Annotated in this window: 8 protein-coding genes; 3 read left to right on the top strand and 5 right to left on the bottom strand. The window is 60.3% G+C overall.

Going from position 1 to position 14,336, the window contains the following annotated elements; all coding sequences use genetic code 11:
* Entirely contained in the window at positions 1-1,908 is a 1,908-nt protein-coding gene (locus KRX12_RS08535; protein WP_218366348.1) for a YhgE/Pip family protein, read from the bottom strand.
* Between the two features lie 557 nt (positions 1,909-2,465).
* Between KRX12_RS08535 and KRX12_RS08540 the strand changes: the two genes are divergently transcribed.
* Both KRX12_RS08540 and KRX12_RS08545 read left to right on the top strand, forming a co-directional pair.
* Positions 2,466-4,010 carry a glutamate-cysteine ligase family protein gene (locus KRX12_RS08540; protein WP_218366349.1) on the top strand — a complete coding sequence of 515 codons (1,545 nt, stop codon included), beginning with the start codon at positions 2,466-2,468 and terminating at the stop codon, positions 4,008-4,010.
* Positions 4,011-4,092: 82 nt separating this feature from the next.
* Entirely contained in the window at positions 4,093-4,524 is a 432-nt protein-coding gene (locus KRX12_RS08545; RefSeq protein ID WP_370625115.1) for a hypothetical protein, read from the top strand.
* Between the two features lie 87 nt (positions 4,525-4,611).
* On the opposite strand, the gene KRX12_RS08550 is transcribed toward KRX12_RS08545, so the two are convergent.
* From KRX12_RS08550 to KRX12_RS08560, 3 genes are all read right to left on the bottom strand, one after another.
* On the bottom strand, positions 4,612-5,124 hold the full coding sequence (locus KRX12_RS08550) for a DUF421 domain-containing protein (RefSeq protein WP_218366350.1): 513 nt from the start codon (positions 5,122-5,124) through the stop codon (positions 4,612-4,614).
* Between the two features lie 57 nt (positions 5,125-5,181).
* Positions 5,182-5,646, bottom strand: a complete 465-nt coding sequence (locus tag KRX12_RS08555) for an ASCH domain-containing protein (protein ID WP_255550176.1) — start codon at positions 5,644-5,646, stop codon at positions 5,182-5,184.
* A gap of 513 nt (positions 5,647-6,159) precedes the next feature.
* Positions 6,160-10,359 carry an AAA family ATPase gene (locus KRX12_RS08560; RefSeq protein ID WP_218366352.1) on the bottom strand — a complete coding sequence of 1,400 codons (4,200 nt, stop codon included), beginning with the start codon at positions 10,357-10,359 and terminating at the stop codon, positions 6,160-6,162.
* Between the two features lie 656 nt (positions 10,360-11,015).
* On the opposite strand from KRX12_RS08560, the gene KRX12_RS08565 reads away from it, so the two are divergent.
* Positions 11,016-13,232: a hypothetical protein gene (locus KRX12_RS08565; protein WP_218366353.1), complete on the top strand. Its 2,217-nt coding sequence runs from the start codon at positions 11,016-11,018 to the stop codon at positions 13,230-13,232.
* A gap of 214 nt (positions 13,233-13,446) precedes the next feature.
* Here the strand turns inward: KRX12_RS08565 and KRX12_RS08570 are convergent, their stop codons facing one another.
* Complete coding sequence (locus KRX12_RS08570; RefSeq protein ID WP_218366354.1) at positions 13,447-14,067, bottom strand: S1 family peptidase; 621 nt, start codon at positions 14,065-14,067, stop codon at positions 13,447-13,449.
* Positions 14,068-14,336: the final 269 nt, after the last annotated feature.

Here is a 14,336-nt window from a genome sequence, read left to right on the forward strand (position 1 = left end):
TTAGCGGGCGTCGACAAGCTCGGGCTCTGTATCCTCCTCGGCCTCCATCACGGCCGGGCGCTGCCGGTAGCGGAGGATGAGAACGGAGATGATAAGGCACAGCACCGTCATGACCAGCAGCAGGAACGCGGCGCTGAGATACATCGCCCCGGTATCGCCTTCCACGCCACCGATGAAGAGGTTGCGCGCATAGGTCATGGGGTGAATATCGTGCAGCAGGCGCAGCGGCTTCGGCGTGAGCTGGATGGGCCAGACGCCACCGAAGCTGAAGACGCCGTAGGCGAAGAATCCCAGCGCCAGGGTGCCGCCGATGAGCCGGCCGAAGGCGATGCGCAGCAGCTGGAAGAATGCGGTGCCATTGACAGCGAGGATCACCAGGCCGAGGGCGAAGGCGGCGCGGTGCTGCACGCTAAAGCCGAGCAGGGTGCCCAACCAGGTGAGGAGGAAGAGCAACGCAGTATTCGCAGCAGCGACGAGTCCGAAGCCACTGAGCACCTGCCAGAGCGGGCGGCGCTCCGAATGACGACCCAGAATATGCGGGGCGAGCATACTCACCAGCACCATCATGAGGATGCCGAAGACCAAGATGAGGATGAAGGTCACGCCACCGGAGAGCTGCTTGGAGGTGGGATCATTAAGATCCTGCAGCTCCTGGACGGGGTTGCGGTAGTCCTGGGAGTACACCACGGGCACCGCCATCTGCTGCGAGGAGGCCGCGATATTGCTGATCGTAGGTGCCTGTGCGGCGCCATCGACCAGGCCGGTGCGCAGCTGGCCGGTGCCGTCTTTGAGCTGGCGGACGCCGTCGTCAAGCTGATAGGTGCCATCGAGCATCTGCCCCATGCCATCGTCGAGCTCCACCGAGCCGGAACGCAGCTGCCCCGTGCCGTCCTTGAGTTGCAGCACACCGGAAAGATACGGGGCCTGGGGATTATTCAGGTTATAGCTCATCTCCGCCGTGCCGTTTTTCAGCAACTGCAGCTGATTGGCGAGCCCCTCGGGGTTGTTATTGTCGAGCCCGGAGACGATCTCCTCGAGCTTCGCGGCCTCCTTGTGCAGCTGCACAGTATGCAGTACCGAGATCATGGGCCGTAGCTGCTCGGCGGCCGCACCGGCCTGGCGTGCCAGCGGGATGAGCTTATCGGTCAGCTGGCCCACGCCGGCATCAATCTGGGCCGCACCAGCGCCGAGCTGGCCAGTGCCATCGAGCAGCTGGGCCATGCCATCATCGAGTTGGGCGGCGCCATCGCGCACTTGGGCGGTGCCGTCCTTGAGCTGGTGGGCGCCGTCGATCCCCTGCTCGGTGCCATCTTTGAGCATGGCGGCACCATCATCGAGCTGCACCGCGCCATCGGCGGCCTCATTGAGGCCATCGCCGAGCTGGTTCATGCCCGTGAGGATCTCGCTGGAATAGCCCTCGGTGATGCCGGCCTGGATACCGGCTTGGATGCCGGGGATCAGCCCCGCGGTCAGCAGCGGCGTATTGGTGCCGTAGTGGTCGTTATAGGAGATCACCACCTCGGCCTGGTGGGGTTGATCATCAATCACCGTGGCCACCTGTTTCGAGAAATCACGGGGAATGGAGATGGTGGCCACATAGACGCTTTCTTTCATCCCCGTGCTGGCCGCCTCTGCCGAGATCGAGTCCACATTGAGGTAGCTGGTCTCCACCAGCCCCTTTTCAATGTCGTCGCCAAAGTTCACCTGCTGCCCATCCTGGGTGGTGCCTTCGTCCTCATTGACTAGGGCGATCTGCACGTCATCGAGGAAGTGCGAGGGATCCCACATGGACCACATCCATGCGGCTGCCACCAGAAGCGGTGCAACAAGCACCAGCACAATGGCAGAGCGGATGGCAACACGGCGCTTCCGGCCGTAGAGCGGGGGTGTGATTCGCCTAGTTTTCATGATGTATGTCTCGCCTCTACAACTCGCAGTGGACGGTGATACGGCGCGATACCCACCGCCTGAGGAGATCAGCAGGTGTATGCACCGTTGTTTTTTCGACACACTCCCCCTCACAATGCGGGTAGCCGGCGGGCCGACCCTATCCCGTGTTGAGAACCGAAGACGCCCATCAACTATCGGCGCATCTTCGCACGTCAAGCGTGGGAGCGGTGTCTTAGACCTGAGAGTATTGACCACAATGAGCGCTGAATAGGCGTTCTTTACAGCTTTATGCAGATACGTACATAGCGTGGGGTAGCACGATCATCGCCGCAGGTCACAGAAGAATCCGCAGCGTAGAGCCCGATATATCGTCACCCCCGTACCCTTTACAGGTGACAGAGCTAACCAGTACCCACATTGTGGGGGAAACGCCACATTTTCTGAGTGAACCTGCTAATCGCTCCACCGAGAGGTGCCCTAGGGCTGTGGGGCTGGTGGGGCCAGAGAAGCGTCGATAAGCGGCGGCAGCGCAGCTGGCCGATAGATTCAAAAAACTATAACTATGATGGGGCAGCATGGGTGATGCAGTAAGTAATGAGACCTACACGCCGCGACAGCGCACGCGCTATCGCCAACGCCTCATGGATGATCTGGAGGTGTTTGACCGCCACCTCCAAGACGCGGAGTTCATCAACGAAGGCACCATCGGGCTGGAGCTTGAGCTCAACCTCGTCGATGAGAAGATGCAGCCGACGCTGTGCAATGACGCGGTGCTCGCCGAGCTCTCCGATGAGTACCAGTCCGAGATCGGGGCCTATAACGTTGAGCTGAATCATCCGCCGCTGTCCATCGCGGGCACGGGGCTGCAGCAGCTGGCCGATGGGCTCACTGAGCGCCTCGAAACCGTGCGCAAGGCCGCGGCCACAGCCGGCGCAGAGGTGGCGATGGTCGGCACCCTGCCGAGCGTGAGCACCGATTTTCTGCGCGGGCCTTCCTGGATGACCCCCGAGAATCGCTATAAGGCGCTATCCAATAGCATCGTCGAATCCCGCGGCGAGCTCGTCCGCATTGAGCTGGAGCGCCAAGAATCCTATAACGAGGAATTCGAGGATATCGCCCCCGAATCCACCTGCACCTCCATCCAGCTGCATCTGCAGGTGGCGCCGGATCGCTTCGCCGATGCGTGGAATGCCTCCCAAGCCATTGCCGGGGTGCAGACCGCACTCAGCGCCAACTCCCCGCTTTTCGCAGGCCATAAGCTCTGGCACGAATCCCGTATCCCCGTGTTTGAGCAGTCCATCGACACTCGCACCCCGGAGCTGATTCATCAGGGTGTGCGCCCGCGTGTCTGGTTTGGCGAACGCTGGATTACCAGCGCCTTCGACCTCTTCGAGGAGAATGTGCGCTACTTTTCGCCATTGCTGCCCGAGGACCGCCTCGAGGCCGGCACCCCCGTGGTGACCGATGGCAAACCCGGGCTGCACTACCTGAGCATGCAAAATGGCACCATTTGGCGCTGGAACAGGCCCATCTACGATCCCAATACCGAGCTGGCACACATCCGCGTGGAAAACCGCCTCTTGCCGGCCGGGCCCACGGTGGCCGATATCGTGGCCGATGCCGCCTTCTACTACGGCATGGTGAAGTTCCTCGCCGATCAGACCCGCCCCGTGTGGTCGCGCCTGACCTTCGAGGATGCCGAACGCAACTTCTTCGCCGGCGCCCGCAATGGCCTCCACGCCAACATGACCTGGCCCACCCTCGGCACCATCCACGTCTCCGAGCTAGTCACCGAGCATCTGCTCCCCCAGGCCGAACAGGGTCTGAAGAACCTGCACGTAGACCCCGCACTGATCGACCGCTACCTCGGCATTATCGAAGGGCGCGCCCGCACCCGCCAGAATGGTGCCACGTGGCAGCTGGCCGCCCTCGACGATGCAGCCGCGACCATCATGGCCGAGGGCACACGCTCGCGCACCGCCGTCGAGACGCATAGCGACTCCCTCAACACCCCGGATTCACCGGTGCGGCGCGCGGCCATCACCCAGATGCTCAAGGCCTATCTCCGCAACCAGAAATCCGGGGAGCCGGTGCACACCTGGTCCACCAGCACCACCTAGGTGGTGGTGTGGTGGCTCGCGGCGGCTCGCGGGCGGCATCATGTCGCTGAACGCGGACATGCACGGCCTAGACTAGGTAGACGTGAGCTGTTTTAAGAATCTCCCGTGCCGCTGTTCCTCCGACTCCATGCCGAACTCGCCGCTGCGTTCTGGCGTGTGGGCGAGCGTGTTTGGTCTCGCCGGAACCCTGCACTTTGTGCACCCGCACAACTTCGATGCCATCGTGCCTGAAGCTGTGCCCGGCACCAAGCGCCAGTGGACCTACGCCAGCGGCGTCGCCGAGTTGGCACTCGCCGGCGCTATTGCCGCCACCACTCTCGCACCCAGCCTGCGCCCCTATCAGAACAAGCTGGTGGCTCCGGCCGCTGCTGTCTTCTTGGCGGCGGTGTGGCCGGCGAATATGAAGATGGCCTGGGATTGGCGGAATAAAAAGCCGCTGCTCAAAGCACTCGCCTTCGCCCGCGTGCCCGCCCAGATCCCCATGATCAACTCCGTGCGCAAGCTCGGCGCCTAAGTCGCTTAGCGACGCTTAGTAGCGCCAAGCTGCGCCTAGCGGCCTTTAAAGGCGCCGGTGGGTGCCGCGGAACGCCGTGACGCGCTGCTATTTCCACGCATCCATGGCGGTGAGTGCCTCACCAGAGCCCACAGCATCGGTGGTGATCACAGAGATCGTGCCATCGGTTTCCACAATCATCGCCGCGATCTGGCTGAGATCACCGCGGCCCGCCGAGCGCGCCGCCTGGTAGATATCGGCCGTACCCACACGCGCCTTCTTCATGCCCGCATCGAGCATCACCCCGTCGCGCACCACCACGATCGCATCGGCGGTGACGATCTCGCGCAGCGTCCTGGAGTGACGGATGACTTTGGCCACGACGTATTGCAGCGTAAGCAAAATGGCGATAGCCACAATGCCGGTGGCGTAGCTGAGATCCTTCGTCACCATCGCGGTCGAGAGGATCGAGCCGATGGCCACGGTCACAAGGAAGTCAAAGGCGTTGAGCTTCGCCAGCGAGCGTGCCCCTGCTATGCGCAGGAAAAACAGCAAGGTGACATAGCTGGCCGTGCCCACGGCGAGTGCCCGGATAATGGGAAACCACGAATCAAACCACATAGCTGCCAGTGTGCCCGACGAGCGTCGGCTAAGCGAGATCACCCCCGTTATGCGCCGCTAGATGAGAACGTCCTCTGGGTCGATCACCTCGAAACGCAGCAGCACTACCGGGGTGTGCGCGTCAAGCGATAAGCCCGCAGCCCCCAGCTCCGCGCGGAATTCCTCCGATTCCCAGAACTCGCGGTGGGCGTGCTCCCACTCAGCCACACTGTCATAGCCCTCCCCTTCATCGCGGCAGTGCTGCAGATCCACCTGGTGCAGCGGCACTATCCGCACCGAGGTGGTACGGGTGACACACACCGGCTGATCCGCGCTATCAACTACCAGCTCATAGCCGCCGAGCAACTGCAGCGGATCTATGCCCTCGCGCTCGTACTCCACCACAAGGCCCGTGGTGGTCGTTTTCCGGCCATCCATAATGGCCGCCACCAACTGATCTCTCAGAGGGCCGGGAAAGGCATACTCCCCCACCGGAATACGCCCGCGCAGCGCCTGAAGCGCGGTGCTGTTCTGCGTGACCATGTACGCCATTCTGGCATGAGCCCCTCGATGTCGTGAGCGAGCAGGCGCCGAGCCGGCTGGGGCGCACGTAGTGGTGACCGCGCTAGAATCGCACTCGGCTCCGTCCTCTCACGGGGACGGCTTCTTTCGTCGCTGCGCGGTGTACCCGCGCGCGATCGTGAGTACCTCGCGCAGCACTGCTTGGCGAGAGGATCACAGCGAGAGAAAGGAGGTGCTATTGGCTTCAACGCCGGAACGCACGCCCGGTCGAGACGAAGAAAACCCCGGTGCCAGCCGGTCTAAGAAACTGACGCTGGCTACCGAGGTTCTACGCTTCTTGACCGCTATCGTGAAGCTCGCCGTAGCGATCTTCACCTAGGGTCATGTACCCGGCACCCTCACAGTGCTGCAACACCGTGGGGGTGTTTTTTAGTTCCAGCAGGGCGGTGGTACGTGCTCTGCTGTTAGCTCCGAGTATAAGACCCGTCCTCCCAGCGCCGCAACGGCGGGGTTCACCCCTGCCTGGCGCTGCGCTTAGGCGCCGCCGCTCGACCACTGTCCTTGGGAGTTGTCTTTCTCTGCGGGCGGGGATGTCGCCTCCTCTGCGGAGTCATCGGCGCTGAGTTTCGCGGCCCCCAACGCGCACAAACGGATGATCCATTGGAGGGTGAACAGAGCGAAGAGCAGAATCAGCAGCATCAAGATGCCAGCGGCGATATCCTGCACTCGAGTCCACTCAAACGCAGCGGCAGTCACTCCAATGATCATTATGGCGATCCCCCACTTTAGCGTCGCCCACATCCGCTTCAACGCAGACTTGTGTTTGCGCTGTCGCCGTTGGAGCGTAGTTTCGTTGGGTTCCGCTGCGCGCTGCTGCTCTTCAGGGATAGCTGCGGCGTGGGCCTGGGCTTGCTTCTTCTCGTACGGCTCGTCGTCACCGTCCTTCTCGAGCGCTTCTTTCTTTTTCTCTTTCCCCTCCACGACGGCGTCGTCGCTATCGTCTTTATCGTCTTCCTTGTCGAATCCGCCGGCGTTCCACTCGTTCCTGTCCGCATCCTCGTCGGCGTCGGCGTCTCGGGCTTCCCCGTTGTCCTCGGTATCAGGGGTGGCGGCGTCATCTTCCCACTCATCCCAGTCCGAGTCCTCATCATCATTGTCCTCGGCCAGGTGCGTATCGGGCTGCATTCGCAGCGTGTCAGCGAAGGGTTCCGCGGTCCACTGACTATCGTCTCCCTCCGCCTCGGCCGGCTGATGCGTCTCGTCCTCTTGATCGGAGACAGCCCGGCGCGATCGCGATCGAGGCGTGGTGTCGCTAGGGTTGTTCTCCGCTTGGAGTCTGGCGAGCATCGCAGCGAAGGGTTCTTTGCCCTCGGGGGTGTCGGCGCCGCCGTGGCTGCCAACCATGGCGTCATCCTTATCGGTGTCGCTGGTCTGCTCGCCGCTCAACGACGTGGCGCTGTTGAAGCTGCTGCGCATCGAGGAGCTAGAGGCGTCGCCACTAGGTACGACGCCGCCAAGGTCCATGCGCTCAGACATCGACCCCTCAGACATCGCATTCTCAGCTGTCCAGTCCGCGCTAGCTGGGTCCTCGCGGAGTGCTTCCTCGCTTCCCCACGGCGTCTCGGGTTCGGCCCGGAAGTGTGTGCCCTGAGCGTGGGTGGTCTCCTCCTCGAATGCGTCTTCTGCCTCCGAGAGTGCGTCCCATGCCGGGGCGAAGTCCCACGCTGCGGTGGCGTAGGTGAACTCTGGGGCGCTGTCCTCCCACGAGTGAACGAGCTCGCCGCGGGCAAGGGCGTCCAGGAATGTGTCGTCGTCGAGATCCTCGACGTTATCGATCAGCTCTGGCTCATCATCGAGTTTCTTCTCCGCCCATGCGGTGAAGTCTCGGGCGAGGATGAGCGGTGTGCCATAGCGCAGGGCGAGGGAGTTTTTGCCGTCGTCCGAATCGAGGTCATCGCTCACGAGAGCGTCGCAGCGGGTTTTGGACACGGCTTGTTTATATTCCAAACCGAGCAGCAGGCACAGCTCATCGAGCACAGCCCCGTGCGGCCGGAGTTCTCCATGAACGTAGGTGGAGCCGCGAAACGCCACACGTGCCCCGCTATCAAGCAGCTCGGCGGCTTCCTGCGGGCTGAGGACCCGCTGCCGCGGCGTGTCTGGGGTGGCTGCTTTTCCTGCGTTCTCGCTACGGGTGGCGGGATCATCGTCCGTATTCGCATCGGCGGCACTGGTGGCTGGCTCTGTCTCCGCCGCGGCCATCTCGCTGAGCGGAGCAGCGTCCCACTCCTCGCCCCAGTTACTCTCTTCCTCGTCCCAGTCGCCATCCCAGGCAGGCTCGTGCGCACTGGTCTCGTTCTCGGCTTCTTTCTGCGTGGGAACGTCAGCCCCAGTCGCCTCACTGGGCGCTTGAGTAGTGTTGTCGCACCAGCTATCGAAAGCCGCGAGATCAATGATCGGGAGACCAAACTCGCGGGCGCGCTTGGCTTTGCGGGAGGTGGAGCTAGGGTCGCCGACGATGAGAACGTCGCACTTTTTGCGGGATACGCCCCAGCGGTGCTCGAGATCATGGGCTGTGCAGAGTTTCTCGAAGTCGCTGTCGGTGCGCTCATCCTCGCTGTTGTAGCCGCAGCCGCTAAACGCCACCCGGGTGCCGGGCACGAGCACGCTGTCGAGGTCGACGGTGCGTGGATCTACCTCGGGCAGCTCGATCTTCGCGCGGGTATTCGGGCGGGTTCGATCGAGGACTTCTCGGCGAAGGGCATAGTCCCACACCCCGCGCGAGATCGCCCATGCAGAAAGCAGCTCGGCGGTTTCTACCACCTCTTTGGCATCCTTCGCTTTGGTGGTGCCGCCGAAGCAGCTGGCCCAGGCGTTATCGGAATCGGTGGCGTGGTCCTGGTCGAGTTTCATCGGCTGCTGCTCGGCCCAGACCGGCTGGTACACCGCGCCTTCGGTGTGCGGGTTGGCTGGAGGTACAAGCACACCGCGTTCGATGGCCATGCCCTTGCGCTTGTGGTGCTCGTACATCTCTAGGCAGCGATCGCGCAGGCTGGTTTTTTCGAGCGTGATACCCAAGTCGGCGCAGTCGTAGCCCACGCCGAGGTTGACGGCGAGACCGCGCTCTTGATGGCGTATGACCCGCTCGAGTACGGCTAGGCGGTCTCCGACCGCTAACCCACCTGCGGCTTGGCGTAGCAGCAGCGGCCAGAAGTCGCTGAGATCGGGGGCTAGGGCGAGCCCGCGTGGCGGCACGTTCATGCGGCTGCCGAACTCCCCGAGATCGCAGTTGGGGTTGATCCAGCTCCCGAAGTCCGCCACGATCTTGCCCTTTTTCGCGATCACCACGTGCATGCGGGCGATGCGATCGGTAATACCCAGGCTCACTCCGTCGAAGGCGATGAACACAAGGCGTTCGGGATTAATGCGGGGGCTGATGTCTCGTCGCACTCGCCGCATCACCGCGTTGCTGGCCTGCAGGTGCTGTGGAGTCACTGGGCTGCTAAAGCGCAGATGCTCCATGTCCACTGCCCGCGACAGCGCCGCATACAACTGCCCGTTGGCGCCCATATTCTCGTGGACGTCTATGACGCAACGAGGAATAGTTGTTCCCTGTGCTTGATACACGGTCATTGCCCAGCCCGCCACGAGCGGGAATTGCGTGACACTGCCCGTCGATTCCGCGCACAGTCGGCCATCCTTCACCGCCGGTCGCGTCACCTCCCAGCGATGGCGCTGAAACTCCACGGTCTCTTCCGAGTGATCAAGACGCACCGTAATCGTTGTCTGCGTGGCATGGGTGACGGTGCCGAAACTACCGTTGTAAAAACGCCCCTCCGGATCGTCGATGAGCACCCGGACCCGCATGCCACGGCCATAGCGTAGTTCTTCTACGCCATTGAACGAGTTTTCTCTGGCGTTGCCCTCGTAGTGCGCGCGGGAGACGAGAAGCGGCCCCTCTAGCTTCTTAAGCTGCTGTTTATTGATCTTGTTTACTCGGCGGCTATAGGAGCTCAGCGTCACCCACTCCCCCGTATCCCCCGCGTCATGATCCACGAGGGTGTTCAGCGCGGCCAGCACCCGTGGGCCCGCAGATCCTTCGCGCATCTGGTTGAGGATCTCCACAAAAGTTGCGTCGGTGTGGCGCCAGACTTTGCTCAGGGTGATCCGCTCCAGTTGCAGCGCCGGATACACCACTGCAGAGAAGAAATACGGGGTGGCCCAGCGCTCAAGAAAACGCTCCCGTTCACTGGCTCGGACAACAGGCGGCAGCTGCAGCTCATCCCCCACGAGCACCAACTGCACGCCACCAAAGGGTTGCTTGTTCTCCCGCACCAGGCGCAGCGCTCGGTCCATCATGTCAAAGTGATCGGCCCGCACCATGGAGATCTCATCCACGACCAACACGTCGATGGCGCGCAGCGTGTCCTGTACCGCTTGCGAGGGGTTCCATGCCCCACCAGAAGCAACATCCTCGGGCCCCATATTCGGCCGGAACCCAAAGACCTTATGGATGGTGTAGCCATGCACCCTGTGGGCGGCCACGTTCGTCGGCGCAGTCACCATCACCGTGGGAACGAAGTCTGCTCCCGCATTGGTGGAAGGATCGAGGTGCTCGAGATAGAGGCTGAGCAGCGTGGATTTACCGCTTCCGGGTTTTCCGCTAATGAGTACATTTTTCCCCGCGCGGATCGCGTCGAGCGCATAATGAAACTCGGCGGTCATCATAATCGACATGCACAAATCTTTCAGGTCACGATAATAATGCAGAGATTGATTCTAATATCTCCGCACCGGTCTGCCCGGGAAAATCACCACACGAGTTTTTACCTTCCTGTTTCGCGCTTATCGACGCCCCTTCCCACCCCGAGGACCAGCACAGTGCAGCCCGCTCACGCTGGGCCGAGACAGAACTAGGGACTGAGAGCCTCGTGGCAGTGTCGTGGAGCAGCCATAAAGAATGGCGACCACCCCACACCTCGCACCTCGCCCGCCGCCTGGGGGCTGCTGTGGCTCACTGGGGGGTTGTCTCTACAGGAAAAGACGGGCCACTTTCACCGCGCTCGCAGTGCTTTATAACACCACTTCAGCTACCAATGCAGACGTGGTGACGCGTCGTGTATTTCCTTTTCCCAGCTTTGAGTAGGCACAATGCGCGAGTGGACGCTGCTATCACTGCCGGCCGCTATCCACTGCACACGTCATAGCTGACCACACCCTAGCTGTTTATCTGTGGAGAATGTCGCAGCGGGCGGCACGTACAGACGAGGCAACGATTTCTCTGCTAACGCTACTGTCGTGCTCTCTTTAAAAGAGTAAATACTGCTCACACGCGACCGGAGACGCGATATACTTCAGTGCGTAAAAACACTCCACCGCATAGGAAGTTCCTCATGGATCTCGCCGCCGTCACCACGTATTCCCAGAAGCGAATGTCCCTCGTGGAGTCTCGTCTCGCTGCTCATAGCGAACTCACCCCTAGTCTTCCCGACGTCGAGAGCTTCACACGATGGGTCAATTTGGCAGCCCCTAGGTGGCAGTACACCAATGGCGTGCCCAATGCTCTCTATAACAAGCTCGACAAAAGAACTAAGCCCGCGAACTATGAGCTGGGCGATATCATCTGTCTCGACGAGACAAACTCGGACTATCCGTGGAAAGCGGGCTTCATCAGTCTCATCTTCCCCTTCCCCGTCAGCGCGCTGCCTGCGCAGAAAAATGACGAGGACCCTTGTCGTAGCCAGGTACCGGGTAGCGGTTGGCATTGGGGACGGTACCGCGGCACCAGTGTTTTCGGCAGCATCCGCGGGGAAAAGGCATCAAATCACAAGCACTTGGGTTCTGGCATCAAACAGTACTTCGGCTCACTGGCGTCCATGTTTGGAGCAGAACCCGACGCTTCCCACATGACGGCCGATGCCTTCCCCTTCCTAGATTCCTCTCCACTAAGCGCAGATGAGCTCGATGGTGAGGAGCTCGTGGAGCTGCAAGAGGAACTGCGCAATGCACGATTTCCGCATGTAGGCCAAGGGGTAGATCACACACCTGAGGTACTCAACTACGTTCGCACCTTCGATCACGGCTCGCCCTCAACATCGTGGACTCTCCGGGAGGCCACTAACCCTGGAGAGAGAAAAAAGGCCCTAGAACTGACAGACGACCCTCACGGCTACATCGAGCTGCGCGCACTGGAGTTTCTCCACTTCAACAAGTTGAAAGACTCGAGCCCCTCGAGAGATGACGATGGGCCGGAGAGTGTCCCTCGAGCCTTTCTCGTCTGCCATCTACAGTGCACAAACCTTACTCATACCGGGCTCGCATTGGTCTCTAAGATGCTTACCCGTCCTCGTGACGGCATTACCATCAGAAACGACGACGAGCCTGGTGTGATTATCGGCCCCTATGTGAGCAAGAGAGATACCACACGCCAGTACATCGATCCTGTTTCAGGTGAGACAAAAGAGGGCCATGCCCATGGTTTCTTACGCGATCTATTCTCAATTGCCACATCGACCATGGACTGCTATTTCCCAGCTATAAACGGTGAAGCAGAACAAAGGCTTCCCGTCTCATTATCCTCCGGCGGATATATTCAGTCCACAAGCTCCACCGGCACAACATCGAAGGTACGATTCTATGAGAGCATCATGCCTTTCAGGATTATTTCACTTATCCCCAATGATTGCGTAGCAGAAGAGACTGCATACTCCGAATACTGCATCGAAGATAAGAATATTTCCATTCCTGAAGGCTACACATACCCAGAAGTCTGGTGCGAGGCATGGGCGGAATCCATCATCAATTCCCAAGACCGCTTCAGCGACGAGCTGAACACCTTGGACTCTTCGGCGGAGCAGCACCACGAGGTCAATTCTTTCGCTAACTGGTGCTTCCGCTCCAGCTCCACATGCTTGGTGGGGATTAAGCGACAGTCCGATCTCGATCACGACTTGTTCTTCGCCGGGCTCAGCCAGACCCGCTTCGTTGATATCTGCCTACTTGCTATGCGGCAGTACCTTGGCTTAGTTCGCTTCCACAACCGGATGGAAAACGGTATCTACGACTTCCGTTCTGTCCGCACAAGTGACACTGGCCTCTCGAGTATGGCCGTTGATGCCGACTCACTGAGCGAGGCAACCGACCATTTTGACTTGCTCAATCTCGACTATCTTCGGTTCCGCAATAAAATCTGGCAGCGGACCATACCCAAGCGGCCCTTTGCCACCGCTTTGCTGCATCTACTGCAAGATCGTCTGGGCGTAAGCGAGCTTTCTGCGGAATTCGATAAGGAGATGGACTTACGCAAATCTATTTTGCAGTCACGGTATGACCGTGAAATGTTGCGCATCCGCGAAAGAGACGAGAAAGCTCTCCGCAAGGAACAGGAGAGGAAGGATGAAGCCGAACGTACCATGCAAAAAGTCTTCGGCCTCGTTGCACTTCTCGTTGGCGTCATTCCCGCTTTCGAGTTTATCCCCCTTCCTAATAATGAATCTGGAGATATGACTATTTTCGGCTTGCAGGCAGGTGCGAGCTTAGCGCTCTGGATTGCTGTTATATTCTACTTACACAGGAAAAATAAAGAGAATAGTAGCAGAGAAGATCGTTAGAGAAATACCGTAACAGCGTCAAGTGCCGCCTCGCGAATTTCGCTAACGGAACGCCTTAGATCGAGGGCCACACACCCCATAGGATGACCATTCATCATCCAGCGCTGCTCGCGTGGAAACCTCAGGCTCATCCATAACGCAGAGGTGGTCGTAGACCAACACCCCCGCCACAGGTTCAACGAAGAACGCGATTCATGGATCAGTCACCGTGATACTAGCTGTAGAGGGTGATGTCGAAGTGTTCAAGAACAGGCGCGATCGATGCAAAGGTCTCACGATCGGGCTCATAATCGCTACCCGAGGATACAAACCCGGCTGCATATAGCTTGTCCTCAATGATCGCGAAGGCTGGGCCACCAGAGTCACCATGGTCGGCCGGCGCATGGGCTTCAAACATAAGCTCACTGAACCCCTTGCGGTAGTCCCCGCAGCTAAGGCCAGTACGCCACCCCAGGCGGCAGATCTGGGGGCGGAACTCGTCCATCTGATCGACCGTCAGATATCCCACCAAGGAGGCTGTAAACGGCGGGGTGGAACGCCAGACGGCCTCGGATCGGGACACGTCCACCAGAGCCCAGTCTTTCTTGTTAAGAGTGAATTCAGACTCCACCACCCGGCCGAGAAACGCCTTCTCGCCATATTCGTTGCGCGCGTAGATGTCGTCTCCTTGATCGCCACAGTGCCCCGCGGTGATCATGAAGTCTCTGCCTTCAGCACGCCCGAAAAAGCCCGCGGAACACTCGGTGCCCGCGGCTTTGTTGTACACCTTTACTCCCGGTACCACGGTGGTGGAATCAGAAAGCCACTGCCAATCCGCACTGTTGTGGTATCGCACTTTGCCCTCAGGCAGAGGTTGGCGTTCCTTTGCTGGAGGTGGCTGCCCTTCTGGGGTGAAGTTCTGGCTCGGAGCTGCAGCGGTGGACTCTGGGGTCGGTGCGGCGTTCGTCGTTGACGTCACCGTGGTGGTGCGCGTGGACTTAGCAGCAGCGGCCGAGGTGTCCGCGATGTCATTGGCAGGCGAACCACTTCCACATGCTGTAAGCGATAGCGCAAGAACGGTAGTGGCCGCCACAGTCGCTGGACGTTGAAGTATGCCTGGAGACT

It is taken from the genome of Corynebacterium sp. TAE3-ERU2 (genome assembly GCF_019209955.1).
GTDB classification, from domain to species: Bacteria; Actinomycetota; Actinomycetes; order Mycobacteriales; family Mycobacteriaceae; genus Corynebacterium; species Corynebacterium megadyptis.

Excerpts from the sequence above, each read along its gene's own strand:
- KRX12_RS08535 (WP_218366348.1), bottom strand. The coding sequence starts at position 1,908 with ATGAAAACTAGGCGAATCACACCCCCGCTCTACGGCCGGAAGCGCCGT.
- KRX12_RS08540 (WP_218366349.1), top strand. The coding sequence starts at position 2,466 with ATGGGTGATGCAGTAAGTAATGAGACCTACACGCCGCGACAGCGCACG.
- KRX12_RS08550 (WP_218366350.1), bottom strand. The coding sequence starts at position 5,124 with ATGTGGTTTGATTCGTGGTTTCCCATTATCCGGGCACTCGCCGTGGGC.
- KRX12_RS08555 (WP_255550176.1), bottom strand. The coding sequence starts at position 5,646 with ATGGTCACGCAGAACAGCACCGCGCTTCAGGCGCTGCGCGGGCGTATT.
- KRX12_RS08560 (WP_218366352.1), bottom strand. The coding sequence starts at position 10,359 with ATGTCGATTATGATGACCGCCGAGTTTCATTATGCGCTCGACGCGATC.
- KRX12_RS08565 (WP_218366353.1), top strand. The coding sequence starts at position 11,016 with ATGGATCTCGCCGCCGTCACCACGTATTCCCAGAAGCGAATGTCCCTC.